Raw genomic sequence first — 24,447 nt, 5'->3', positions numbered from 1 at the left:
CAAGAGCCTCTGGACAAGCGCACACCGGTGTGAGGATGGCCTGGGGACCGGCGCATCATCGTCGGGCGGACCGATACGGCCTCGGTTGGTGTTGCTCGCTTTAGTGCGGATGTGACCGCAGCACTCCGTCGGCGTCGACCAGGTTCAGGGTTACGGTCTTGTCTCCGTCGTCCAGTTGAGCCGGCCAGGTACCCCAGATCACCAGTTCCCCGCCGGGGTGGTGCATCAAATGCTCGGTCAACTCGCTGGGACCGCTGATGATGTCCATCTCCACGACGATGTCGGATGCGCTGGGGTATCCCAGGACGATTTCGCCGGTTGACGTGATCTCCTCGAACATCTGTTGCCGGGTGCGCTCGTCGTCCCTTCCCACGTGGGGACCACCTGCGAAGTAGAAGGAGACACGGCTTCCGGGCAAGAGTTTGTCGTACAGCTCCGTCACCTCTTGGGGTGAGCGCACCATGAACCATCGTGCAGCGCCTCCAGCCCTGGCCAGACGTTCGAGGACGATGACATCGGCCCGTAGCTTGCTCCAGCGTCTGGCCAGAACCTCATGCCCGGCCAATTGAAGCGACATCGGGGACGTCATGTCGGGTTCTCACTTCGGTAGACGGTACGAACCGAATTCCTCCATCGGCTTCAGCCCGAGCTGCTCGAGGAAGTTCTCTGGACCACTCTGCACCACTGCGGCTTTGATCTGCTCGGGGTAGCGAAAGACACTGACGTGACCGGCCGAGTCATTGTCTGCAATGGCTGAGCCCTTCGGCAGCTTGGATGTGTCGACACTCCAGATTTTGGCATTCGGTTGGAAGACCTGCTGGCGATCCACCGAACTGGAGACTGAATTGCGGAAGGATAGGCTCCTGAGGTCCTGGACGTCATCCGCGGCGAGCTCGAGTCGATTGCCCGCGGCAACATCACCGCCGACAAAGAAGATACTGGTCTGAATGGTCAGCTGATTTCCAGGAGGGTGAGGAAGGCGGATGCGGCGGGGGAGCGGCCGGCCGCGCTCCAGACGACGTACTCGATCCGGCCTGGTGCGTCGGTGATCTCGACCGTGGCGACGCCGGTCAGTTGTGGTGCGTAGGTCGAGGCGAACAGGGCAACGGCGAGCCGTTCGCTGACGAGCCGCGCCATCAGCTCGGCGGTGCTCACCTCGAAGGCGACGTCGCGGACGAGTCCCGCGGCCTCGAAAGCCTGGTCGCTCTGCAGACGACCGGCTGTCCGGGGCGGCAGGTCCACGAACACCTCACTCGCGAGGCGCTGCAGCGTCACCGACGACTCGGCCGCGAGCGCGTGATCGGGCGGAACCACCGCGACCAGCCGGTCGCGAGCCAGTTCACGCGTCTCCACGCCCTGGGGCCGAGCGGTGGTGGGCAGTCCGAGGAACGCAACGTCGAGGATGCCTTCCTTGACCTGGTCGGCCAGCTTCTCGCTCGCACCGACGCGCAGCGAGATCCGGACGTCGGGATACTCACGCCGGAAGTCCCGTAGCGCTGCTGGAATGTCGACCGCGGCGACGGTCGGGATCAGCCCGACGGCGAGCCGTCCGCGGACCAGACCGACCGCGGCGGCGGCCTCTGCGGCGGCGCGCTCGGCGGCGTCCAGGCACTGACGGGCCGCCGGCAGGAACGCCGTACCGGCCGGTGTCAGGCGCACACGTCGGCTGGTGCGGTCGAACAGGCGTGCGCCGAGTTCCCGTTCCAGGCGGGCGATCTGGTGGCTCAGCGCAGACTGCACGACCAGGCACCGTTCGGCGGCGCGGGTGAAGTTGTTCGTCTCGGCGACCGCGACGACGTACCGGAGTTGCTGGAGTTCCATGGAACTATCTTGAATCACGATCGATAGCGTGACGAACATGTGTTGGACTCATTGATCGCCGCGGCCGGAAACTGCCAGGGTGACCAATCAACCTGTCCTCACGAAGCAGCGGGCCTCGACGACTCGTTCGTGGCTGGGGGTCGCCGCGATCACCGCCAGCCTGTTCGTCTTCCTGACCACCGAACTGATGCCCGTCGGCCTCCTCACCCCGTTGAGTACCAGCCTCGGCGTCCCGGTCGGGGTCGCCGGCCTGATGGTGACGCTGTACGGCGTCTCGGCCGGCCTCGGCGTACCGTTCATCGTCGCGTGGAGCCGGCGGGTCAATCGCCGCCTCCTGCTGGCCGTCCTGTTGTCGGTGCTGACCGTGGGAAACCTGGTGACCGCGATCGCGCCCAACTTCCCGTTGATGCTGGCCACCCGGCTGTGCATGGGGTTCGCCAGCGGGGTGTTCTGGGCGATCGGCGTCAGCATGGCGATGCGCCTGGTGGCCGAGCGGGACGCGAGCAAGGCGGCCGCGGTCGTCATGTCCGGCATCTCGGTCGCGGCGGTCGTCGGCATCCCGCTCGGGATCTTCCTTGAGAGCCGGACCGACTGGCGCGCCACGTTCCTGATCTGGTCGGGGCTGAGCCTGCTCGTCCTGGTCGCGGTCGTCGTCGCGATTCCCTCGTTGCCGTCCGACAACGCGGTGCCCGTGCGGGCAGTGTTCGCGCTCCCGGTCAGCAACGCGCGACTTCGGGTGGTGATGCTGATGGTGATGCTGTTCGTCCTCGGGCACTTCGGCGCGTACACCTTCGTCCGGCCTTTCCTGGAAGGCGAGTCGTCCGCGTCACCGGCGTTCATCACCGCCGTGCTGATGGCGTACGGCGCGGCTGGGGCGGCGGGCAACTTCATCGGCGGACGAGTGGTGTCCTGGAACAGCCGCGCCGGTTTCATGGCGGGCTGTGCGGGTGCCGCCGCAGCCCTGCTGTTCTTGCTGGCCGTCGGTCATTCGCCGGTCGGTCAGGTCGTCGCACTGGTGCTGTGGGGTACGTCGTTCGGCGTGGTCCAACTGTGCCAGGTGAACCTCACGCAGGCCGCCGCTCCCGAGACCTTCGAGGCAGCCATGTCGCTCAACACGATGGCGTACAACACCTCGATCGCCCTCGGCGCACTCTTCGGCGGCCTGTTCGCCGACCACGCAGGCGTGAACAGCGTCATCTACTTCGGCATCACGCTCATCGCCGCGTCGCTCCTGCTCACGCTCGTCACCGGCCGCCCGAGAGTCTGATCGGTAGGGTCTGGTAGCCGCGCAGGACCAGGCGGTCGCGCCGGGTCGGTTCGCCGTTCGGTGTGATCGTGAAGGGGCGCAGGCGGTCGAAGGCGACCGTGGCCTCGAGCCGGGCGAGGCTGTTGCCGAGGCAGATGTGCGCGCCGGCGCCGAAGCTCAACGGCTTGTTGCCGGGGCGCAGTGGGTCGAACCTGTCGGGGTCCGGGAAGCGCTCGGGGTCACGATTCGCCGCACCCAGCAAGAGCACGAGACTGCTCGCTGCTGGAATCGGCGTGCCCACGATCTCCGAGCGTTCCCGGGCGACGCGGGTCGTCACCTGCACGGGGGAGTCGTAGCGCAGTACCTCCTCGACGAAGGCTGCATCCGTTGGCAGATCGGGCTGTCGGAGCAGGATCGCCAGGCCGTTGCCCAGCAGATCCGTGGTGGTCTCGAAACCGGCCACCAGCAACAGGATCAGGTTGGCGAGCAGTTCCTCGTCCGACAAGCGCTGCCGGGCGGCGACCAGCGCAGCGACCAGGCCGTCGGGCGGCGGGTCCTGGATCAGGTAAGCGAAGTATTCACCCAGCTCTCGGGCCGCCGCGTCAGCAGCGGCGTCCGACGCATCGGTGAGCTCGAGCGCCGCTGTGAGATCTGAGGCGAGTGGGCGGAAGCGATGCCGGTCGTCCGTCGGTACGCCGAGCAGCTCGCAGATGACTGTCACCGGGAGCTGGAACGCGAACCTGTCCATGAAGTCGACCTCCGCCGCAAGCCCGTTGAGCAGCTCGTCGACCGCGGCCTCGATGGCAGGCTGCAGCCCCGCGACCCGGCGCGGTGTGAAGACCTGCGAGAGCAGTGAGCGCATCCGCCCGTGGTCCGGTGGATTCGCGCGCAGGATCGAGCGCTGCATCAATTCGAGCGACGGCTGGCTCGACGGCTCGGCCGGGATCTCGAACACCGGGTTGCGCAGGACCTCGTTCACGGCGGCGTACCCGACGACCAGGAAGATGTCGTCGGTCACCGGGAGCAGCGGGCCGAGGCGATGCGCAGCGGCGTACAGCGGGAACGGATCGGCCCGCCCCGCAGGCGACATCAGGTCCTGGAGGATCTCGGCGGGGGTCATGCGCGGCGTCCCAGCAAGAGGTAGCCGATTGCGTACAGCGTCGCGCCGGCGACCTCGAAGATCTGGATCAACCCGAAGCGCGGACCGGACGTGAAGATGAACAGGCCGCCGAGGGTGTAAGCGATGGCGCCGACGCCGAGGAGTTTGCCGGCCAGACGCAGCCCCCGCCGGCTCAGCGTCCGCCCGAGCCAGACGTAGCCCAGCGGGAAGATCAGCAGCGCCGGGAACACGATGAGTGCGGCCGGTGTGCTCAGGTCGGCCGGCTCGTGGACCATGCTCGGCGCGTACTCCGCGCGCACCGGGTTGTGCGATCCGTCGAAGACGATCAACGCGAACCAGAACAGCGTCCCGGCCATCGCGGCGTACCAGGACCGGAGCTCACGGCGTTGGTTGCTCAGCGCAATCATGCTGGCCAGGCTGACGACCTGCAGGCCGAGGCCGAGGGCTTGGAGGTCGTGGGTGAGTCCGTACCGCTCGCCGACCGCTGCGATGCTCCAGCCGTCGCGGGCGGGATGCAGCAGGGTGCCGAGCCAGAACAGCGGCCCGCCGCTGAAGGCGGTCAAGCGGGCGGTGGCGCGCAACTGCCGGCGCAGGCCGGTCGGCGCGGGGAGGGTCTCGGTCATGGCGGTCTGCTTTTCACTAGAGTGTCCCACTAGCGAACCACTAGAGGCTCGCTCTAGTCAACTGCTATGCTGTCCGTCCATGACACGACGAGCGGAACAGACCCAGGCCAACCGGCAGCGGATGCGCAAGGCGGCGCAGACGCTGTTCACGACCCGGGGGTACGCCGCGACGTCGATGCAGGCGATCGCCGACGAGGCCGGCATGGCGGTGCAGACGCTGTACTTCACATTCCGCACCAAGCGGGCGCTGCTCGGCGAGCTCCTCGACGTGGCGGTGGCCGGCGACGACGAGCCCGTACCGAACCTGGAGCGTCCGCAGGTGCTGGCGGCGATCGACGACCCGGATCCGGTGGCGCAGTTGCGCACGCAGACACGGCTGGCCCGCGAGGTCTACGAGCGGGTCGCGCCGATTCTCCAGGTCGTCGCGCATGCGGCCACTGCTGATCCGGAGATCCATGAGCTCTGGGAGACCAACAATGCCCAGCGTGCCGTCGTGATGGAGCGGATGACCGCAGCACTCGCCGCCAAGACGGCCCTCCGCGAAGGTCTCGACACGGCGATGGCGACCGACATCACGCTCGCCCTGCTGAGCCCTGAGCTGTACCACCTGCTGACGGCCCGCCGCGGCTGGGACCCGTCCCGCTGGGAGAGCTGGACGGCGGACGCGCTGGTGACGCAGCTCCTCCCGCCGGGATAGGTTGAACCGAAGACGTCATACGTGATCTGCCACTGGATCCCTGGATGCACGGGCTGGGCCTGCTTGCTGGGATGACATGCAATTTGCGGCCGACGCGATCCGCGCCGGAACACCGGTGCGGCTCCGGCCTGCCTTGCGAGGATCATCGTGCTCGACGCGTTCCGTACTGCCCGTGAATCGTTGACCGACGCCGTCCGGATCACCCCGGGATGGCTCACGACGTACTCGGTTCTCCAACTACTGCTGGCAATTCTGCCCGGTGCGCAGGTCGTGCTGATCCGCGACTTGGTCGACAGCGGTGACGTCTGGCGTCCCTTGCTCGGGCTGACCGTGGTGGTCGGGTCGATGTATCCGCTGACCCAGGTGTCGAACTGCGTCGGCCAGCGGATGATGCTGCGTCTCCGGCTCGAGTTGCGGATCGAGCTTGCTCGCGTCGCCGCCCGGCTGAGCCCGAGCCGGCTGGCCGAGCCCGAGACGGTTCGCGATCTGGAAGCGAGTCAGACTGCGACGCATCCGATCAGTGACGTGGCCGGCAAGCCGGTGCAGTTGCTCAGCGCGGCGGTGACGTCCGTCGTACTGTGCCTGGCGATCGCGTCGATCAACCTGATCTCCGGGCTGCTGGTGCTTGGTGCGTTGGCGCCGACCGTTCTCGCGTTCACGTTGATCTCGAGGATGGAGGCCCAGGGCTGGCCGCGGGTCGCCGAGCACGAACGCAGAGCGGCGTACGCGACCGAGCAACTGATCCAGCAGCGCCCCGGGACCGAGCTGGCGGTGCTGGGTTCGGGGTGGAAAGTGGCCGGTCTCGTCGCTGGTAGTCGTGCGGGGGCGACCTGGGTCCTCGATCGGATGATTCGTACGGCGTTGTTGTACGAGCTGGGTGCGGCGCTGGTCACGGTGCTGCTGTTCGGGGGTGCGCTGGTCGCTTTGGTGCGCGGCGGTGCGACTGGGGGCGCGGCGGCTGCGGCGGTGGCCGGCACGATCACCGGACTGAACGCGATTCGCCAGTGTGGGTACGCATTCGGCAGTATCATCACCGCGGCTCCGCAGGCCGCGATCTACCGCAGGTTCGTGCGGAGCGTGCCTGCCGGCCCGCGCAGTGCGGTCGTCCGACGCGTCGATTCCGTTGCCTTGGACAACGTCACGTTCGGCTACCCGGGCACCGCCGAGCCGACCCTTCGCGACGTGTCCATCGAAGCTCGTCGAGGCGAAATGATCGCGCTGGTCGGTGTGAACGGGGCGGGCAAGTCGACCGCGATCAACTTGCTGGTCGGTGCGTTGACCCCCGACAGCGGGCGGGTGCTGATCGACGGAGCAGATGCCGACGCGCTGGCAGAGGACGAGCGGCTCGCACACTTCGGCCTGCTGGTGCAGGAGTTCGGACGTTTCGAGTTCACGCTCCGGGACGCGGTCGGCCTCGGCGCGCCGGATGTCGTCACGGACCAGGCCATCCGCGACGCGCTGGCCGGCACCTTCGCCGCCGACCTCCAACTCGACACGCAACTCGGTCAGCAATGGGGCGGCACCGGCATCTCCGGCGGCCAGTGGCAGCGGCTGGCGCTGGCGCGGATCCGGCTGCGTGACGCCGGCGTCTGGATCCTCGACGAGCCGACCTCCGCGATCGACGCCGAGGCGGAGCACGAGATCTTCACCGACCTCCGCCGTACCAGCGCCGACCGCATCACGATCGTCGTCTCCCACCGAGCCTGGACCCTCCGCGAGATGGACCGCATCTACGTCATCGACAACGGCACAGTCGCCCAGCAAGGCACGTACGACGAACTGATGACCGACCCAACCACCCGCTTTGCCCGCTTGTTCGCCACCCAAGCCCTCACCCATACCCGGTGAACGCCTCGTGTTGTTGACTTGGGTGGTGAGTGGGCTCTGGCGGTTTGCGGGCGTCGCCTGGGGAGCGGGGCGCGGGCTGGTGGTGCTCACGGCGGGCATGGTGATGGTGGCGGCTGGGGCGCCGGTGGGGACTGCGGTGGCGCTGGGGCAGGTGGTTGCGGGGGTTGCTCGGGGGGATCGGGATCACGCGGTGGGGTGGGCTGTGGTGGCCGGTGTGTGTTTGTTGCTGCAGTGGCTCGGTGGGGCGTTGCAGCGGGCAGCGGCTACTGCGTTGGGGGAGCGGGTGGATGCGCGGCTGCAGCACGAGTTGATGCGGGCTGTGGCCGCGCCTACCGGCGTTCGGCACTTGGAGGATCCTGCGACGGCGGCGCTCGTGGAAGTTGGGCGTGACACCTTGCGGGCGGACTGGGCGCGGCCGGGCCGGCTCGCGAACACGATCGGTGGATTGGCCACCGGCCGGATCATTCTGCTGGCCTCGGGCGTCATCCTCGCCGGATTCCATTGGTGGCTCGGCGCGGGTTTGCTCGTGGCCGGTGTGTGGTCGGCGTACGAGGACCGGGTCGCGTCCCGCACCGAAGCGGGGCACCACTACGGCGCGACAGAGTCGGCGCGCCGGATGCGGTACTTCAACGACTTGGGAACCACCCCGCCGGCCGCCAAGGAGATCCGCCTGTTCGGACTGCCGGAGTTCGTCGTCGGTCGCCATGGCGAGACCTGGGCCGCGACGATGCAGCGGGTCCTGACTCCGGCCGGCCGTCGTCCGCTGATTGCGACTGCGTTCCTGGGTGTTGTCGTGCTGGGCGGCATCGTGCTCGTGGTCCGCGAGGCGATGGCCGGGCGCCTCGCCGTCGGCCCGACGGCGACGTACGTCCAGACGTTCCTGATCGCGTTGGGCGGCATCCAGCAGTCGTCGTGGTCCGGTCTGCAGACGGAGCTCGCCCTCGCAACCCTCGATCGGTACGACGCGGCGATGGGCGCGATCGCACCGACGGCCACAGTCGCTCATGGATCGCAGCCGGCAACCGGCATGCCGGAACGCGAGATCGCCTTCCGCAACGTGTCTTTCGGCTATCCGGGCACGAACCGGCGGGTACTGAAGGACCTCGACCTGGTCATTCCGGCCGGGAAATCGCTCGCAGTCGTCGGCGCGAACGGTGCCGGCAAGACCAGCCTCGTCAAGCTGCTCTGCGGTCTGTACGAACCGAACGAGGGCACAGTCCTGATCGACGGCGTCGAGCTGCAGGACCTCGACACCGACGACTGGCGGCGCAGACTGGCGGTCGTTTTCCAACAGCCCGTGCGGCTGCCGATGTCGGCGCACGCCAATGTCCGGTTCGGTCGCGGTGACGCAGACATTGGGATCGCAGTCGAGCGTGCAGGAGCGAAGAGCATCGTCGAGGCGCTGCCGAACGGCGGGGAGACGGTGCTCTCCGCGGAGTTCGACGGCGGTGTCGAGCTGTCCGGCGGCGAGTGGCAACGGCTCGGCCTCGCGAGAGCGCTGTACGCCGTCCAACAGGGTGCATCCGTACTGGTACTGGACGAACCGGCGGCGCACCTGGACGCCCGCTCCGAAGCCGAGCTCTACCGGCGTTTCCTCGACCTGACCGCAGGGCTGACCACGATCCTGATCTCGCACCGCTTCTCGACCGTGCGCCAGGCCTCGTCCATCGTCGTCCTCGACGAAGGCAGGGTGATCGAGCGGGGATCGCACGACGAGCTACTCGAGCGAGACGGCACCTACGCCCACCTGTTCCGCCTTCAGGCGGCTCGCTTCGAGGGAGGCCCGGAATGAAGTCATGGGTCGCCACCGCGCGTCTGCTGATCGGCCTCGGCTGGGAGATCGGTCCCGGCCTGTTCACGCTCTACACAGTCGTCACGATGTCGAGTTTCATCAGCCCGCTGCTCGTCGCGCTCGGCGTACGGCCGTTGGTCGACGGCGTGGTGTCCAGCGAACCGCGGCAGATAGTTGCCGGAGGCATCGCGGTCGGCGTCGCGCTCACCTTCGTACTGGTGGCCCCGATCGGGTATCGCTGGGCAACGATCCGGATGCGCGAGCGCTCCAGCTTCGTCGCCGAGCGCAGGGTACTGAGGCTGGCCGCCGGTGCACCGCAGATCCAGCACTTCGAGCGACCCGAGTTCCTGGACCGGCTGCAGACACTGCGGCGGGAGGCACCGGATCTCGCGGACAGCGTCACCATGCCGTTCATCGGCCTGTTCGTCGTGGCCCAACTGGTGATCAGCACCGTCCTGCTGGCGGACCTGATGCCGATACTCGTGGTGCTGCCGCTGGTAGCGATTCCCTCGCTGTGGTTGAGCCGCCGGGCCGAACGGATTCGCCGACGATCGGAGCTGGAGGCCGCTTCGCAACGCAGGCTCGCACAACAGCTGTTCATGCTGTCGGTCGCCCCGACGTCGGCACAGGAACTACACGTCGCCTCAATGGGCGACGAGCTGTTGAGGCACCACCGCGACGCATCCGACAAGGCCAACTCAATCGCCCACGAGGCGCTCTTCCGCTCGGTCCTGATCGGCTCCGTCGGCTGGGCGGTCTTCCCGCTCGCGTACGTCGCCGCGATGGTGCTGATCCTTCATGAGGCGAGTGTCACCCCAGGTGACGTGGCCTTGGCCCTCGCACTGGCCGGCGCCGTGGTGAGCGCGGCGAACCGCGTCCTCGACCTCGCAGGAACCGTACTGCGCGTGCGCACAACGGCCGAGCACTACTTCTGGCTTGCACAGCAGGCCGAAGAGGAACCCGGCACCGTGCCGACGCCGGATCGTCTGACGCGCGGCATCGAGCTGAAGCAGGTCACCTTCGGCTACGGCTCAGATCGCCTCGCCCTCCCCGGGACCGACCTGTTCCTCCCTGCCGGCCGCACGGTCGCCATCGTCGGCGAGAACGGCGCGGGCAAGTCGACCCTGGTCAAGCTCCTCGCCGGTGTGTACCGGCCCGCCACGGGTGCGGTGCTGGTCGACGGCGTCGATCTCGCCACGATGAACCTCGAGGAGTACCGGCAGAAGGTCAGCGCCGGTTTCCAGGACTTCGTCAGATACCAGCTGACGGTTGGCGAGGCCGTCGCGGTCGGTGGACTGTCCGAGCCGCCGGACCAAGTGCGAACCGCCCTCACGAAGGCGGACGCGAGCTTCGTGGACACGTTGCCGCAGGGCCTCGATACCCAACTCGGTACTTCGTGGGTCGACGGCGTCGAACTCTCCGGCGGGCAATGGCAGAAGCTGGCGATCGCCCGCGCACTCGTCCGCCCGGCGCCGCTGCTGATGATCATGGACGAACCGAGCGCCTCACTGGACCCGCAGACCGAGGCGGCCGTCTTCGACCGGTTGGCCGCCGAGGCACGGGCCGGACGTGCGGATCACGTTGCTCATCTCACATCGCTTCTCGACCGTGCGCTCGGCGGATCTCATCGTGGTACTGGAGAAGGGCCTCGTGACCGAGCGCGGTACGCATGACGAACTGATGACAACGGGCGGCACCTACGCCGAGCTCTACAGTCTGCAAGCGGCCGGTTACCGCTGACAAGTGCTCGGAGTGCGCAACTGTGCGCAGAGATGAGTTTTGCCAGGATCTGACCTGTCATCAGATGACTCTGGCGTACTGATCTGATTAAGTGGACGCTCGCTCCGCAACTGTGGGCTGGTCATCTGAGGTCTTGGCAAAGTAACGCCTGAGTTACACGCCGCCGCTTTGCGCCTGACAACGTTGACATGTGCAGTTTCGACCAGCCACCATGACGCTTGATCCGCCCGCCTAGCGGCCCTCCCGCCGAGGAAAGTTGGTTTGACCGTGCGACGTCTGAGTGGGGTAGTGGGGGTGGCACTGGGATTGGCTCTCGTGCTCGCCTCGTGTGGAGACGGCAAGAGCAGCGGCTCCGGCGGCGGCTCCGGCAGCAAGAGCGAGGTCATCGCGATCGCTGCCGACCCGCTGGAGTACATCAACCCGCTGAACGAGAACGGCAGTCCGGGCATCCAGGTCGCGATGGCGATGTTCGCCCCGCTGGTGACCACGGACCCGGAGACCGGCAAGCTGCAGAACGTGATGGCCGACTCGGTCACGCCGGACAAGACCAGCCAGACCTGGACGATCAAGCTGAAGGCCGGCAACACCTTCCAGAACGGCCAGCCGCTGACCGCGAAGGACTACGTGGACAGCTGGAACATGACCGCGATGGGCTCGAACGCCTGGAAGAACAACGGCTTCTTCTCCAAGGTCGACGGGTACGACGCCCTGAACCCGCCGACCCCGGACGGTGCCACACCGAAGCCGACGGCGGTGAAGGCGCTGAGCGGCCTGAAGCAGATCGACGACCTGACCTTCTCGGTCAAGCTGAAGGTGCCGTTCTCGCAGTTCGGCCTGACGCTGCAGTACCTCGGCCTCGCGCCGCTGCCGGAAGAAGTGCGGAAGAACCCGGACGCGTACAAGCGCAAGCCGATCGGCAACGGCCCGTTCAAGCTCGCCGCCGACTGGAACGCCGGTGACGACATCAAGCTGGCCAAGTGGGACGGCTACAAGGGCCCGCTGGTACCGCAGGCCGACGAGATCACGTACCGGTTCATCCCGAACGCGGACACGGCGTACAACGAGTTCCTGGCCGGCAACGTGGACTTCGTCGATGTGCCGCCGACCAAGGTGAAGAGCTTCAAGACCGACGCCCCCGACCAATGGGTGACCAGCATCAGCTCCGGCGCCAACTACCTGGTGATCCCGGCCTGGGACGCCCGGTTCAAGAACCCGAAGCTGCGGCACGCGTTCTCGATGGCGATCGACCGGAAGGCCTTCGCGGACCTGGTCGGCCTGTCCGAGCCCGCCAAGGGTCTGGTCGCGCCGGACATGGCCGGGTACCGCGACAACGCCTGCAAGTACTGCGATTTCGACGCCGCCAAGGCCAAGCAGCTGCTGCAGGAGGCCGGCGGTTTCTCCGGCCCGGTGAACATCAACTACAACACCTCGTCGGCGACCGGCCAGATCTTCGCCGAGGCGATCGGCAACATGCTCCGGCAGAACCTCGGCCTGACCGTCAAGTACACCGGTAAGCAGGGATCGGAGATCGGCGAGCTGGCCGACAGCCGCAAGCTGGACGGGTTGCGCTTCAGCGGCTGGGGTCACGACTACCCGTCGATCGAGGACTACCTGACGCCGATGTTCAAGTCCAACGGTGACGCGAACTTCGCCGGCTACGCCAATCCGGCGCTGGACGCCGTACTGGCCAAGGGTGACGCCGAACCGGATCCGGAGAAGGCGATCAAGCTGTACCAGCAGGCCGAGGACATCGCGCTCGAGGACATGCCGCTGATCCCGCTCTACACGAAGTCGAACGCGTACCTGCACTCGGCGAAGATCGAGCCGCGGGTCTCGAAGTTCGTCGGCGTCTCGGCGCTCTGGGCCACCTTCAAGTGATCCGTTTCGTCCTGCGCCGTGCACTGGCGGCGGTACCGATCGGTGTGCTGGTGACGCTGGGGGTCTTCGCGCTCGTCTTCGCGATGCCCGGAGACCCCCTGCGGGAGCTGGCCGGCGACAAGCCGATCCCCGCCGCGGTGCTCGCCGCCAAGCGCGCGCAGTACCACCTGGACGACCCCTTCATCGTCCAGTACCTGCTGAGCATGAAGGACATCCTCACCGGGCACTTCGGTACGACGTTCGCGGGTGCGGATATCGCCGACCAGCTCCGGCTGCGGATCCCGGTGACGCTGAAGCTGACGCTGCTGGCGAACGCCGTGCAGTGGACGCTCGGACTGTTCTTCGGCATCTACGCCGGCTTCAAGCGCAACGGCTGGGTCGACCGGTCGTTGCTGCTGGCAACACTCGTGCTGCTCGCGGTGCCCGGACTGGTGGCGTACTTCGCCGCGCAGTACCTGTTCGGGGTCGAGCTGAAATGGTTCCCGGTGTCCGGCGTGCTGGAAGGGTTCCCGCACGCGTACCTGCTGCCCGCGCTGGTGATCGGCGTCCTCGGGTTCGCCGGCCTGGCCCGGCTGCTGCGGACGTCGATCGTGGAGACGGTGAACGCCGACTTCGTGAAGACCGCGCGGGCCAAGGGACTGGGCGAGCAGCGGGTGCTGTGGCGGCACATCCTGCCGAACGCGCTGCTGCCGGTGGTCACGTTCATCGGGCTCGACCTGGCCGGCATGTTCGGCGGCGCGATCATCACCGAGAGCATCTTCAACCTGCCGGGACTCGGCCAGTTCATGTTCCAGGCGATCAAGCTGAAGGAGGGCGGGGTCGTGGTGCTGCTGTCCACGCTCGCGTTCATCTCGTTCATCCTGATCAACCTGCTGATCGACCTCCTGTACGGCGTCCTGGATCCGAGGGTGCGCAATGTTTGAGGTAAGCCATGTCTGAACAGATCTCCGCGGCGGTCGGCGCCGAGGCGCAGGAACTCGGCGACGGCCGCACCCTGTCCAACCGCGAGCTGCTCCGGGCCCTGCTGCGCAAGCCGCAGTTCATCGTCTGCAGCCTGCTGCTGCTCGGGTTCTTCACGATGGCGGCGGTGCCGAAGCTGTTCACGTCCGCCGATCCGCGGTTCTGCGAACTGGCCAAGAGCCGGCAGGGCCGCAGTTCGGGGCATCCGTTCGGGTTCGACATCCAGGGCTGCGACTACTTCGCCAATGTCATCTACGGCGCGCGGCCGTCGGTGCTGGTCAGTATCTGCGCGAGTTTCGGCGTGTTCGTGCTGGCCGGATCGCTCGGCCTGCTGGCCGGGTACTTCCCGGGTTTCGTGGACGGCCTGATCTCGCGGACCGCCGACGTACTGTTCTCGATCCCCGGCATCGTGGTGCTGATCGTGATCCTGAACTCGGTCGCGAACCGGAGCATCTGGATCATCGTCGGCGTCATCCTGCTGATCGGCTGGCCGGGCGGGATGCGGCTGATGCGGGCCACGGTCTTCTCGGTCCGCAATCGCGAGTACGTTCTCGCGGCCCGGTCGATCGGCGTGCCGCCGGTGCGGATCCTGCGCAAGCACGTGTTCCCGAACGCGATGGCGCCGCTGCTGGCGATGACCACGCTCGGCATCGGCGGCATGGTCGGGCTCGAGGCCGCGCTGACGTTCCTCGGGGTCGGGCTGCAACCGCCGTCGATCTCGTGGGGCTCGCAGTTCGGCGTCGCGGCGTCGTACCGGGACACGCCGCACCTGTTCATCTGGCCGGCGTTGTTCATCTCCACGATGACGATCTCGTTCATGATCATCGGCGACTCCATCCGGGACGCCCTCGACCCGAAACTCATGCGATGACTGCTACTGGCGAAGTACTGCTCAAGGTCGAGAACCTGTCGGTCGAGTTCGATACGCCGCGAGGCCCGGTGCGGGCCGTGGACGGGGTGTCCTGGCAGGTGCGGGCGGGGGAGATGCTGGCGATCCTGGGCGAGTCCGGGTCCGGGAAGAGCGTCTCGACGCAGGCACTGACCGGGATCCTGGAGATGCCGCCGGGCCGGATCGTGTCCGGTACGGCGGAGTATCGCGGCGCGGACCTGATCCAGATGACCACGAAGGAACGCCGCAAGATCGTCGGCGACCGGATCACGATGGTGTTCCAGGACTCGCTGTCGGCGCTGAACCCGGTGCAGTCGGTCGGGACCCAGATCGCCGAGTGCTACCGGGTGCACCGCGGGATGTCGAAGCGCGACGCGATGAAGAAGGCCGCGGAGATGCTCGACCAGGTGCGGATCCCGGCCGCGGCGAAACGGGTCGGCGACTACCCGCACGAGTTCTCCGGCGGGATGCGGCAGCGCGTGATGCTGGCGATGGCGCTCGCGCTGGATCCCGACGTACTGATCGCCGACGAGCCGACCACGGCGCTCGACGTGACCGTGCAGGCCCAGATCCTCGAGCTGATCGCGGAACTGCAGGCCGAGCGGGACATGGGCGTGGTGCTGATCACGCACGACCTCGGCGTGGTTTCGGACGTCGCCGACAACGTCGTGGTGATGTACGCCGGCCACGTGGTCGAGCGGGCCGCGACGGCCGAGGCTCTCGAGAACCCCGTACACCCATATACCGAAGGGCTGCTGGGTTCGATGCCGTCGGCCGAGCTCAAGGGCCGCGAGCTGCCGACCATCCCCGGGACGCCGCCGTCGCTGCACGCGATCCCGTCCGGCTGCGCGTTCCGGACCCGGTGCCCGATCGCGGTCGACGACTGCGCGGCCGACGTGCCGCCGTTGCTGACGATCGCGCCCGGACGTGAGGCCGCGTGCATCCGCCGTACGTCGCTCGTCGCGAAGGAGGCTGTCTGATGCCCGGATCGACCTCAGAAGAGTTGCTGGTGGCAAAGGATGTCGTGAAGCATTACGACATCAGCCCGGCGCTGAACTTCGGCGCCAAGACCGTCGTCCGCGCGGTCGACGGCGTCGACCTGACGCTGCGCAAGGGCGAGTCGCTCGGCATCGTCGGCGAGTCCGGTTGCGGGAAGTCGACGCTGGTCCGGCTGCTCGCCGCACTCGAGAAGCCGACGTCGGGTCAGATCGAGTACGGCGGTGTGGACGTCAGCAAGCTCCGGGGCCGCGAGCTGCGGCGCTGGCGGCGCAACGTCCAGGTCGTGTTCCAGGACCCGTACTCTAGTCTCAACCCGCGGATGCGAGTCGGTGAGATCGTGGGCGAGCCGTTCGAGGTGCACCCCGACGTCGGCAAGGGCATCGATATCCGGACCAGGGTCCGCGAGCTGCTCGAGCTGGTCGGTCTGCGGCCCGAGGACGAGACCAAGTTCCCGCACCAGTTCTCCGGCGGGCAGCGGCAGCGGATCGGGATCGCGCGGGCGATCGCGCTCAACCCCGACGTACTGCTCTGCGACGAGCCCGTGTCGGCGCTCGACCTGTCGGTGCAGGCGCAGGTGGTGAACCTGTTGATGCGGCTGCAGCGCGAGCTCGGCCTGAGCATCATCTTCGTCGCCCACGACCTGTCCGTGGTCCGGCACGTCTCCGACCGGGTCGCGGTCATGTACCTCGGCAAGGTCGCCGAGCTGGGCGAGCACCAGCACGTGTACGACGTACCCGCCCATCCGTACACGCAGGCGCTGCTGTCCGCAGAGCCCGGTCTGGCGCGGCAGGGCCGGCAGCGGATCGTGCTGGCCGGTGACCCGCCGTCGCCGGTCATGCCCCCTTCGGGCTGCCGGTTCCACACCCGATGCCTGCGGGCGGAGGCCAAGTGCAGTACCGATGTACCGGCGCTCCGGGAGATCAAGTCCGGCCAGACCGTCTCGTGCCACTTCGCGGAGGATGCGCAGGCCGCCTACTCCCACGCCTAGGCAATAGTTGCAGAGTGATGGCCTAGGGTTGCGGCCGTGAGTACGGTTTCCTCGGCAGGCAGACGCTTCGTCCTGCTTGCCGGGGTGATCGTCGTGGCCGGCGGGCTGGCGGCGTGGTGGATTCTCACCGCGGGCCGGGCCGCCAACGAAGGGTTCGACATCACCGACGAGGGCTACTACCTGCTCTCGTACCGGTGGTGGGACAGCAACCCGTTGGCGCTGACCGGTGTGCAGTATCTGTACGGCCCGGTGTTCGAGTGGCTCGGGTACGACATCGTGAAACTCCGGTTCTTCCGGCTGTTCACGGTGGTCGCCGTACATCTCGTCTTCGGCTACAGCTTCATGCGCTGGCTGCGCGGGCGACGGCCGGGGCTGCCACCGACCCGGCTGTGGGAGGCCGCGGGTACGGCGGTCATCCTCGCCGCGGGCGGGATGTGTTACAGCTGGCTGCCGCAGTCGCCCGGCTACAACGATGTGGTGCTGCTCGGCGCGCTGACGCTGGTGTCCTGCGTGCTGTGGATGGCGACCGCGGTCGATCGCGGTACGCCGGTCCCGTCCTGGATCTTCGTCGTCGCCGGACTGGTGATCGGCATGATGGTGCTGGCCAAGTGGACGTCGGTCGTGGTGATCGGACTGATCGTGATCACCGCGGTGGTCGTACTGGCCGGCCAGGGCGGGCGAGCCGTTGCCCGCGGCATCCTTTTCGCGCTCGGCGGCCTGGCCCTCGTGGCCCTCGTCGTACAGCTCTTCGTGGTCCGGCTGAACGTGGCCGTGCCGGGCATCCTCGACGTCAACAAGTTCATCGCCGGTACGTCGTACTCGCCGGCCGAGCTGCTGCAGCTCTACTGGTCGAGCACGATCAAACTGATCGGCCGGACACTGAGCGCGCACGGCCTCCTGCTCCTCGCGACCGCCGTAGCGGTCATCGCCCGCTGGCGCCGGCTCCGGATCGCCGCCGCGATCTTCGCCCTGGCGGCACTGATCCTGTCCGTACGACGGGTGATCGTCGACGACGGCGCCGTCGGCGGCTCGCAACACATCCTGATGTACGCCGAGACCCTGCTGGCCGCCGTACTGGTCGCCGTCGTGGCCGCAGCCGGCGCCGTGATCGCGGGCCGCTTCGGCGTCACGCCCCGCTCCCGGCTCAGCCGTGAGAACACGCGGACCTGGGTGATCCTCGCGCTGCTCGTGCTGCTGCCGCTCGTGCAGGCGTTCGGCACGAACACCCCGCTCTTCACGATCGGCCTCAACGCGTTCGCCGCCTGGGCCGCGGTCATGATCGCCGTTCTGACCGGCATCTGGGCGGCCCCGATCGTGGCCCGGGTGACCGTCGGACTGGTGCTGGTCGGGTCCCTGGTCGCGACATCGACGATCGCGTACACCGGCCTGTTCCGGTACCCGTATCGCTCTGTCGGCCACTCGCAGCTGACCGCGGCCTCGACGATCCCCGCGTTGGACGGCCTGTACCTGTCGCCGCCGGCCGAGGAGAACTTCAGCCGCCTGGCCGCCGATCTCCGCCCGTACACCGAGCCGCCCGGGCGGCCGATGCTCGCGTTCGACAAGATGGCCGGCCTGGTGCTGATGCTCGGCGGTCGACCGCTCGGTGAGGCGTGGATCGCGCCGAAGGAGCGTGCGCGGACCGCCGCCGGTATCGAGGAGGTCTGCCGCAGGGAGCGCCCGTCCAGGCCGCCGCTCGTCATCCTGAACCGCGAGATCTCCGACGTCGAGATCAACGCCCTGCGCGTCTGCGGGCTGGACTTTCACGCGGACTACGAACAACTTGCCCCGGCGCGGCAGACGATCGGTCTGCAGGTGTGGATACCGAAGGCCGAGCGGGCCGGCCACGCGGCCGGATGAGATCCTGTTGCCTTCGGTGCCGTGGGTTCGGACAGGAAGGTTGCGCATGATCAAGGTCGGTGTCCTGGGGGCCAAGGGCAGGATGGGCGCTCAGACGTGCCTCGCGGTCGAGGAGGCTCCCGACTGTGAGCTGGTCGCGCAGCTCGACCAGGGCGACGCGCTCGACGCGCTGACCGCGGCCGGCGCCGAGGTCGTCGTCGACTTCACCCGGCCTGAGGTCGTGATGGACAATCTTGCCTGGTGCATCGAGCACGGCATCCACGCGGTCGTCGGCACCACCGGCTTCGACGACGAGCGGCTCGCCACCCTTCGCGGTCTCTTGGAGAAGGCCCCGGAGACCGGCGTACTGATCGCGCCGAACTTCTCGATCGGGGCCGTGCTGATGATGCAGTTCGCCGCGAAGGCCGCGCCGTACTACGAGTCGGTCGAGATCGTCGAGCTGCACCACCCGGACAAGGTGGACGCTCCGTCCGGCACGGCCCGGCGTACGGCGGAACTGATCGCGGACGCCCGTCGGGAGGCCGGCTCGGGCCCGATCCCGGATGCGACCACGACGGCACTCGAGGGCGCCCGCGGCGCGGACGTCGAGGGGATCCGGGTGCACGGAGTCCGGCTGCGTGGCCTGATCGCGCACCAGGAGGTGCTGTTCGGCGACGAGGGCGAGACGCTGACGATCCGCCACGACTCGATGGCCCGGGTCTCGTTCATGGCCGGCGTCCTGCTCGGCGTACGGCGGATCGGCGGCGCGCCCGGTCTGACCGTCGGGCTCGAGCACTTCATGGACCTCTCCTGAAATGAGAGCCAAGCAGACCGCGTTCGTCCTGGCGGTCGTGTTCGTCGCGTACGCCGTGCTGATCGGCTGGCGGGGCGTTCTGCTGATCAAGGTCGGTACGCCGGTGCCGGTCGTGCTCGGGCTCGCGGTCCTGGTGATCCCGCTGGTCGGCGCGTATCTGGTCTGGCGCGAGATCCAGTTCGGCCGCCGGACCGAGGTGCTGGCACGTGAGCTGGAGGCGGCCGGCGGTCTGCCGGTCGACGATCTGCCGCGCCGGCCGTCGGGCCGGGTGGACCGGGCAGCGGCGGACGAGGCCTTCGGACGGTACAAGTCAGAGGCGGAAGCGGCCCCCGACGACTGGCGGGTGTGGTTCCGGCTGTCGACGGCGTACGACGCCGCAGGGGACCGGAAACGGGCCCGCGAGGCCATGCGAACGGCTATCGCGCACCACGGCCGGACCGCATGAGTTCCGGGGCAGTTCCCCGGGATAACTGACAACTGGGTGTGGAACGCGATATTTTCGCAGGTACGTGGCAGCCGCCACGTAAAGGTCGGAGACTGGGTGGGGCCGTCCTGTGCCATCAGACGGATCTCGCCGCGGCACGGGCGACGTACAGGGGGCTGGGTTCGGCGGGCTACTGCGCCGGCACCGACGCGAGGCGGGGCTGTCGCAGGAAGCGCTGGCCGAACGAGCCGGTCTCAGCGTCGACGCGATCGCGGCGTTGGAGCGAGGACGCAGGCGTGCGCCGCGGGCGCAGACGCTGCGTCTGCTCGCGGACGCGCTGAAGCTCGGTGAGCCGGAGCGGGCCCTGCTGACCGCGACAGCCCGCAAGGAGGCCGGCTCGGTTCGCCTACCGATGCGGCAACCACCCGCGCCGGCCAACGAGCTGATCGGACGGACGACCGAGCTGACCGCGACGACGCGCCTGCTCGGGCAGCGACTGACTCGCTTGCTGACCTTGACCGGACCAGGTGGTGTCGGCAAGACCCGCCTCACCCTGGCACTCGCCGGCGACGTGGCGGACAAGTTCCCCGACGGCGTCTGCTGGGTGCCGCTCGCGTCGGTCACCGACTCCGCCGCGGTCGCTCTCGCCGTCGCCGCGTCGATCGGCATGCATCGGCAGGAAAGCACCCGGCTGGTCGAGGACATCGCCGAGCAGATCGGCCGGAGCACGATGCTGCTGGTGTTCGACAACTGCTCGCACCAGGTCGCGACGGTCGGGCAGGTCTGCTCGATCTTGCTCGAGTCCTGCCCCAACCTGTCCATCCTCGCGTCCAGCCGGGAGCTGCTGCGGCTGGCGGGAGAGAGCGTGTACGTCGTACCCGCCCTGTCCCTGCCGCACGACGAGGACCGGTTGACGTCGTCGGAAGCGGTGCGGCTGTTCGTCGAACGCGCCATCGCCCGCGGCTACGACCCGGCCGGCGAGCTCGACCAGGTCGCGCGCGTGGTACGCCGCCTGGAGGGGATGCCGCTCGCGATCGAGCTGGCCGCGGCGCGGACGAACGTGATGACGATCGAGGAACTCGCGAGCGAGCTCGACACGTCGTTCGGCATCCTGGCCGGCGGTCCACGCACCGCGTCACCTCGCCAGCAGTCGATGTACGGCGCGATCGAGTGGAGCCATGCACTGCTCAGCGAGGCCGAGCGGGACGTGTTCGCGCGGCTGTCGGTATTCGCCGGCGGCTGGACGCTGGGCGCGGCGGCAGCGGTCATGCCCGGTGCCGCGACCCGGGTCGAGGCTCTCGACCTCATCGGGCGGCTGGCCGACAAGTCGCTGATCCGGGTGACCAGGCGCGAAGGCGTCGCCCGGTACTACATGCTCGGTGTGATCCGGGAGTTCGCGGCCGATCGCCTGCGGGCCGCTGGACAGACGGACGACGCCGCCGCGCGGCATGCGCAGTACTACGTCGGCCTGGCCGAGGATTCGGAGAGCCGGCTGCGTGGACCGGAGCAGGGGGAGTGGCTCGACCGGTTGGACGGTGAGCTCGCGAACCTGCGGTCCGCGATGGCGTGGGCGCTGCGGACCAGCTCGATCGACGAGGCGTTGCGACTGGCCGGTGGGCTGTGGCTGTTCTGCTACCTTCGCGGGCACTACGCCGAGGGCAGCCAGTGGCTCGAGCGTGCCCTGCAACTCGGCGAGTCGGTGCCGCCCGAACGGATCGCGGAGCTCGCGCCGGTGTATGCGAAGGCCAACCTGGGCGCCGGGACACTGGCGTTCCTCCAGTGCGAGTACGACGCCGCGACCGAGCGACTGAAGACCGCCTTGCGGCAGTACAAGGAGCTTGGCGACACGTCCGGCGCTGCGTTGGTGCTGCAACGACTCGGCGGTGTCGCACGCGAACGGGGCGACTACGAAGCGGCGGAGGACCTGCACTGCGAGAGCTACGACCTGTACGAGAGTCTCGGCGACCGGGTCGGAATGGCCTGGGCGCACAATTACCTCGGCTTCGTGGCCTGGCTCCGCGGCGACCTCGAGATCGGCGCGCGCCGGTGCCGGCGAGCTCGCGACAGCTTCCGGGCCGTCGGTGACGGCGAAGGACTCGCCTGGTCGCTGATCAGCCTCGGCGCCATCGCGCAGTACGGCGGTGAACTGGTCGAGGCCGAGGATCTGCTGCAGGAGAGCCTCGCGCTGTCGCAACGGCTCGGATATCGCGAGGGTGCCGCCTGGTCGCTGAACCAGCTCGGTATCGTCGAACGCCGGCGTGGCCTGACCGACCGCGCCGTACACCTGCTCGACGAAAGCCTGGCCGAGCATCGGGATCTGGGGGACCGGTGGCGGTCGGCCAGTGTGCTGGAGGAACTCGCCGCGGTCGCACAGCAACGCGAGCGCAGCGAGTACGCCGCATTTCTGCTCGGTGCCGCCGACGGAGTCCGCGAGGTCATCGGGGCGCCGGTGCCGGAGATCGAGAAGGCCGGTTGCGAGGCCACGCGAGCCGCGGTCGAAGCGTCGCTCGAGCGGCGGGCCTTCCGGGCGGCTTGGTCGGCCGGCCGCGCGGCGCCACTGGCCGCGGTTGCGGACGGTTACCCGCCGCCGGAATCCAGCTCAGGAGCTACACCGGCGGAGCGGACGCGCGATCCGTTCTGAACCGGGCGTGCCTCGCGGAGCACCACGACCTGGGGGATCGACGATGCCCCGCGAGGGATCTGAGGGCGCGGATCCAGATTCGTGGCCCGGCCGGCTGTGTCCTCTGTCTGACCCCCCAGGCAGTCCCCCCACTCACAGCCGGCCGAAGCCACGTCCGCGATGGTCACCAGTCGTCGGGCCCTCCCAGTCGACGATCGGTTCCTCCGCGCTACCTCAAGAGTGCCGTGATCACGCTGCGTCGCACAGGGACGCAACCCTGACATCGCCCTGACAAATTTGTCCTGACAACGAAATCCCCGGCCGGATTTCGCCGACCGTGACCGCGACCTGCCGGTCCGTAGGGGAAATGCAGTCCGCTTTCAGGCGCTCGTCACGGCAGATAGCCGGAAACAGCTTTTGTGAATCCGGCGACCTTTCGTAAAGGAGCACCGGCGCCTTCGTCGAGGCCGGGCTCCTCGGCCACTGGTGCGGGGATGCCTTCGCCGGCGCAGCTCACGTCCTTGGCCGGCGCGACCCCGGTGGTGAGGAACGTGTTGACGATCCGGTCCGCGCAGCGGTTCACACCGCCGTAGATGCCGTGGTCGCCTTCGCGCGTGACAGTCAGCAGCCGCGAACCGGCGTACCGGCTGTGGGCCGCCGCAGCGAGGCTGTAGCTGGTCGCGGGATCGTGCACGGACTGCACCATCAGCGTTGTGGGCAAGCCTTTGCCGGTCGGTGTCGGCATGGTCAGGTTCGGACGGTCCCAGTAGAAGCAGGGGTTCTCGGACATCGTCCAGCCGACCAGCGGGAAGTGCGGACCGAGACGGGCGGCGAGTTGTTCGCCGTACTCGCGGCCTTGCGGCCAGACCGTGTCGTTGCAGGTGATGGCGGTGAACGTCGCGTCCTCGGCGTCGTCCTCACCGAGCATCCGGAGGCCCACGGGGGACCGGCCGGCGCGTTCGACCAGTTGCTGCTGGCGGGCCTTCGAGAGCCCGTCGACCTTGCGTTGCGCGGCCCGCGGACCGCCCTTTGCCTGCGCCGCGGAAAGGTCACGGAGAAATAGCAGGTCGGCCGCGAGGGAATGGAAGTCGAGCTTCGAGTACATATCCCCGGTCACCATCAGGTCGAGGGTGTTCTCGTCGTACCTGACGTTGACCGCGCCGTCCAGGAACTCCTCGGTCGCGGGCTGCTCCTTGAGGGCCCGTCGTAACCGTTCGTACAGGCGGATGATCGCAGCCGGTGACGAACCGAGGTGCAGCTGGTCGTCGTACTTGGCCGCCCAGGGCGCGAAGTCCTCGCGGAACCGGCGCTCGAACGCCCGCGGCTGGCTGACGAACGTGTCCAGCCAGCCCTTGGTGAAGTCCGTGTTCGAGTCCAGCACGAAGCGGCCGACGTGCTCGGGGAAGTAGGTCTGGTAGTACGCCCCGAGCCAGGTGCCGCCGGAGTACCCGACGTAGTCCAGCTTGTCGAAGCCGAGCAGCCGCCGGATCAGGTCCATGTCCTGCATCGTCTGCGCGGTGGTGATATAGGGGAGCAGACCGCGGGATTGCTGGTCGCAGTACGTCTGCGTCATCTCCGAGGCCTCGGCGATCAGGTCGCGGGTCGCGGGAGCGCGGTCGCGCGCGTCCATCGTGAACGCGGGGGCGCCGTCGCAGCTCACGTTCGAGCTGCCGCCGGTGCCGCGCGGGTCGAAGCCGACGGCGAGGTGGTCCTTGGCGAGCGGTCCCTGGCTCGCGAGGTACGGCGCCATTCCGAGGCCGGCGCCACCGGGTCCGCCGGGGTTGCCGAACACGACCCGGCTCGGCTTGCCTTTGGCCGGCGCGACCTTGCTGACCGCGATCTGCAGGTCGTTCCCGGCGTACTGGTTGGCCCAGTCGCGCGGGACGGTGATCTTCGCGCAGTACGTGCGGAGCTCGGCGTCGCCGCACTCCGACCAGCGCGGTTTCTGCTCGAGGTACTTGGTCGCCACCTGATGTGGCTTGTCGACAACGGTCGCCTCTTGCGTCGAGGCGGTCGCACCGGAACCGGGAACGACGAGAACGGCTGCAGCGGACAGGCCCAGGCCGACGGCCAGGGTGAGGTACTTCATGCAGACTCCAGCGGATGGCCATGCGTGATCGGTCCGTGACAATCTGTCATGCCCACCAGTGGC

General features: G+C 68.2%; 20 protein-coding genes. 14 read left to right on the top strand and 6 right to left on the bottom strand.

From position 1 onward, the window contains the following. Window positions 1-100 precede the first annotated feature (100 nt). The 3 genes from EV647_RS03985 to EV647_RS03975 form a co-directional block, all read right to left on the bottom strand. On the bottom strand, window positions 101-589 hold the full coding sequence (locus tag EV647_RS03985; protein ID WP_133998541.1) for a hypothetical protein: 489 nt from the start codon (window positions 587-589) through the stop codon (window positions 101-103). 9 nt (window positions 590-598) lie between these two features. After that, window positions 599-829: a hypothetical protein gene (locus EV647_RS03980; protein WP_133998538.1), complete on the bottom strand. Its 231-nt coding sequence runs from the start codon at window positions 827-829 to the stop codon at window positions 599-601. A gap of 122 nt (window positions 830-951) precedes the next feature. Next, a complete protein-coding gene (locus tag EV647_RS03975) occupies window positions 952-1,821 on the bottom strand; it encodes a LysR family transcriptional regulator (RefSeq protein ID WP_238177021.1) in 870 nt (289 codons plus the stop codon). A gap of 79 nt (window positions 1,822-1,900) precedes the next feature. Here EV647_RS03975 and EV647_RS03970 point away from each other — a divergent pair, with 79 nt between their 5' ends. Further along, a complete protein-coding gene (locus EV647_RS03970; RefSeq protein ID WP_133998532.1) occupies window positions 1,901-3,088 on the top strand; it encodes an MFS transporter in 1,188 nt (395 codons plus the stop codon). On the opposite strand, the gene EV647_RS03965 is transcribed toward EV647_RS03970, so the two are convergent. Both EV647_RS03965 and EV647_RS03960 read right to left on the bottom strand, forming a co-directional pair. Further along, entirely contained in the window at window positions 3,066-4,187 is a 1,122-nt protein-coding gene (locus tag EV647_RS03965; protein ID WP_133998529.1) for a cytochrome P450, read from the bottom strand. The two genes, EV647_RS03970 and EV647_RS03965, sit on opposite strands and share 23 nt — an antisense overlap. Further along, window positions 4,184-4,810 carry a hypothetical protein gene (locus EV647_RS03960; protein WP_133998526.1) on the bottom strand — a complete coding sequence of 209 codons (627 nt, stop codon included), beginning with the start codon at window positions 4,808-4,810 and terminating at the stop codon, window positions 4,184-4,186. Before EV647_RS03960 ends, EV647_RS03965 begins: the two co-directional genes overlap by 4 nt. Before the next feature lie 79 nt (window positions 4,811-4,889). On the opposite strand from EV647_RS03960, the gene EV647_RS03955 reads away from it, so the two are divergent. From EV647_RS03955 to EV647_RS03895, 13 genes are all read left to right on the top strand, one after another. Next, window positions 4,890-5,507 carry a TetR/AcrR family transcriptional regulator gene (locus tag EV647_RS03955; RefSeq protein ID WP_202876034.1) on the top strand — a complete coding sequence of 206 codons (618 nt, stop codon included), beginning with the start codon at window positions 4,890-4,892 and terminating at the stop codon, window positions 5,505-5,507. Between the two features lie 147 nt (window positions 5,508-5,654). Continuing rightward, window positions 5,655-7,355 (top strand): ABC transporter ATP-binding protein, encoded by a 1,701-nt coding sequence (locus EV647_RS03950; RefSeq protein WP_238177020.1) that lies wholly within the window; start codon window positions 5,655-5,657, stop codon window positions 7,353-7,355. 25 nt (window positions 7,356-7,380) lie between these two features. After that, complete coding sequence (locus EV647_RS03945; RefSeq protein WP_133998520.1) at window positions 7,381-9,147, top strand: ABC transporter ATP-binding protein; 1,767 nt, start codon at window positions 7,381-7,383, stop codon at window positions 9,145-9,147. Beyond that, entirely contained in the window at window positions 9,144-10,820 is a 1,677-nt protein-coding gene (locus EV647_RS03940) for an ABC transporter ATP-binding protein (protein WP_133998517.1), read from the top strand. The genes EV647_RS03945 and EV647_RS03940 overlap by 4 nt, the downstream gene beginning before the upstream one ends. Before the next feature lie 361 nt (window positions 10,821-11,181). Then, window positions 11,182-12,765, top strand: coding sequence for an ABC transporter substrate-binding protein (locus tag EV647_RS03935; protein ID WP_238175124.1), 1,584 nt, complete (start codon window positions 11,182-11,184; stop codon window positions 12,763-12,765). After that, entirely contained in the window at window positions 12,762-13,688 is a 927-nt protein-coding gene (locus tag EV647_RS03930) for an ABC transporter permease (protein ID WP_133786276.1), read from the top strand. Before EV647_RS03935 ends, EV647_RS03930 begins: the two co-directional genes overlap by 4 nt. 8 nt (window positions 13,689-13,696) lie before the next feature. Beyond that, complete coding sequence (locus tag EV647_RS03925; protein WP_131341838.1) at window positions 13,697-14,596, top strand: ABC transporter permease; 900 nt, start codon at window positions 13,697-13,699, stop codon at window positions 14,594-14,596. After that, window positions 14,593-15,594 (top strand): ABC transporter ATP-binding protein, encoded by a 1,002-nt coding sequence (locus EV647_RS03920; RefSeq protein ID WP_133998511.1) that lies wholly within the window; start codon window positions 14,593-14,595, stop codon window positions 15,592-15,594. Before EV647_RS03925 ends, EV647_RS03920 begins: the two co-directional genes overlap by 4 nt. Then, a complete protein-coding gene (locus tag EV647_RS03915) occupies window positions 15,594-16,601 on the top strand; it encodes an ABC transporter ATP-binding protein (RefSeq protein ID WP_133998508.1) in 1,008 nt (335 codons plus the stop codon). The genes EV647_RS03920 and EV647_RS03915 overlap by 1 nt, the downstream gene beginning before the upstream one ends. Before the next feature lie 36 nt (window positions 16,602-16,637). After that, window positions 16,638-18,458 (top strand): hypothetical protein, encoded by a 1,821-nt coding sequence (locus tag EV647_RS03910; protein WP_133998505.1) that lies wholly within the window; start codon window positions 16,638-16,640, stop codon window positions 18,456-18,458. A 46-nt stretch (window positions 18,459-18,504) separates the two neighbouring features. Beyond that, window positions 18,505-19,251 carry a 4-hydroxy-tetrahydrodipicolinate reductase gene (dapB, locus tag EV647_RS03905; RefSeq protein ID WP_202876033.1) on the top strand — a complete coding sequence of 249 codons (747 nt, stop codon included), beginning with the start codon at window positions 18,505-18,507 and terminating at the stop codon, window positions 19,249-19,251. A 1-nt stretch (window position 19,252) separates the two neighbouring features. Next, window positions 19,253-19,696 carry a hypothetical protein gene (locus EV647_RS03900; RefSeq protein WP_133998498.1) on the top strand — a complete coding sequence of 148 codons (444 nt, stop codon included), beginning with the start codon at window positions 19,253-19,255 and terminating at the stop codon, window positions 19,694-19,696. Window positions 19,697-19,805: 109 nt separating this feature from the next. Next, a complete protein-coding gene (locus tag EV647_RS03895; protein WP_133998495.1) occupies window positions 19,806-22,316 on the top strand; it encodes a tetratricopeptide repeat protein in 2,511 nt (836 codons plus the stop codon). Between the two features lie 370 nt (window positions 22,317-22,686). On the opposite strand, the gene EV647_RS03890 is transcribed toward EV647_RS03895, so the two are convergent. Then, complete coding sequence (locus EV647_RS03890) at window positions 22,687-24,384, bottom strand: alpha/beta hydrolase (protein WP_133998492.1); 1,698 nt, start codon at window positions 24,382-24,384, stop codon at window positions 22,687-22,689. Window positions 24,385-24,447 lie beyond the last annotated feature (63 nt).

This window comes from Kribbella sp. VKM Ac-2566 (assembly GCF_004366005.1).
Taxonomy (GTDB): Bacteria; Actinomycetota; Actinomycetes; order Propionibacteriales; family Kribbellaceae; genus Kribbella; species Kribbella pratensis.
The sequence above is the reverse complement of the archived record's forward strand: the minus strand, read 5'-3'. Positions and strand labels throughout refer to the sequence as shown.

Bases quoted from the DNA above. Each gene is read 5' to 3' on its own strand.
- EV647_RS03915 (WP_133998508.1), top strand. From the start codon at position 15,594: ATGCCCGGATCGACCTCAGAAGAGTTGCTGGTGGCAAAGGATGTCGTG.
- EV647_RS03925 (WP_131341838.1), top strand. From the start codon at position 13,697: ATGTCTGAACAGATCTCCGCGGCGGTCGGCGCCGAGGCGCAGGAACTC.
- EV647_RS03975 (WP_238177021.1), bottom strand. From the start codon at position 1,821: ATGGAACTCCAGCAACTCCGGTACGTCGTCGCGGTCGCCGAGACGAAC.
- EV647_RS03920 (WP_133998511.1), top strand. From the start codon at position 14,593: ATGACTGCTACTGGCGAAGTACTGCTCAAGGTCGAGAACCTGTCGGTC.
- EV647_RS03940 (WP_133998517.1), top strand. From the start codon at position 9,144: ATGAAGTCATGGGTCGCCACCGCGCGTCTGCTGATCGGCCTCGGCTGG.
- EV647_RS03890 (WP_133998492.1), bottom strand. From the start codon at position 24,384: ATGAAGTACCTCACCCTGGCCGTCGGCCTGGGCCTGTCCGCTGCAGCC.
- EV647_RS03960 (WP_133998526.1), bottom strand. From the start codon at position 4,810: ATGACCGAGACCCTCCCCGCGCCGACCGGCCTGCGCCGGCAGTTGCGC.
- EV647_RS03900 (WP_133998498.1), top strand. From the start codon at position 19,253: ATGAGAGCCAAGCAGACCGCGTTCGTCCTGGCGGTCGTGTTCGTCGCG.
- EV647_RS03985 (WP_133998541.1), bottom strand. From the start codon at position 589: ATGACGTCCCCGATGTCGCTTCAATTGGCCGGGCATGAGGTTCTGGCC.
- EV647_RS03965 (WP_133998529.1), bottom strand. From the start codon at position 4,187: ATGACCCCCGCCGAGATCCTCCAGGACCTGATGTCGCCTGCGGGGCGG.
- EV647_RS03955 (WP_202876034.1), top strand. From the start codon at position 4,890: ATGACACGACGAGCGGAACAGACCCAGGCCAACCGGCAGCGGATGCGC.
- dapB (WP_202876033.1), top strand. From the start codon at position 18,505: ATGATCAAGGTCGGTGTCCTGGGGGCCAAGGGCAGGATGGGCGCTCAG.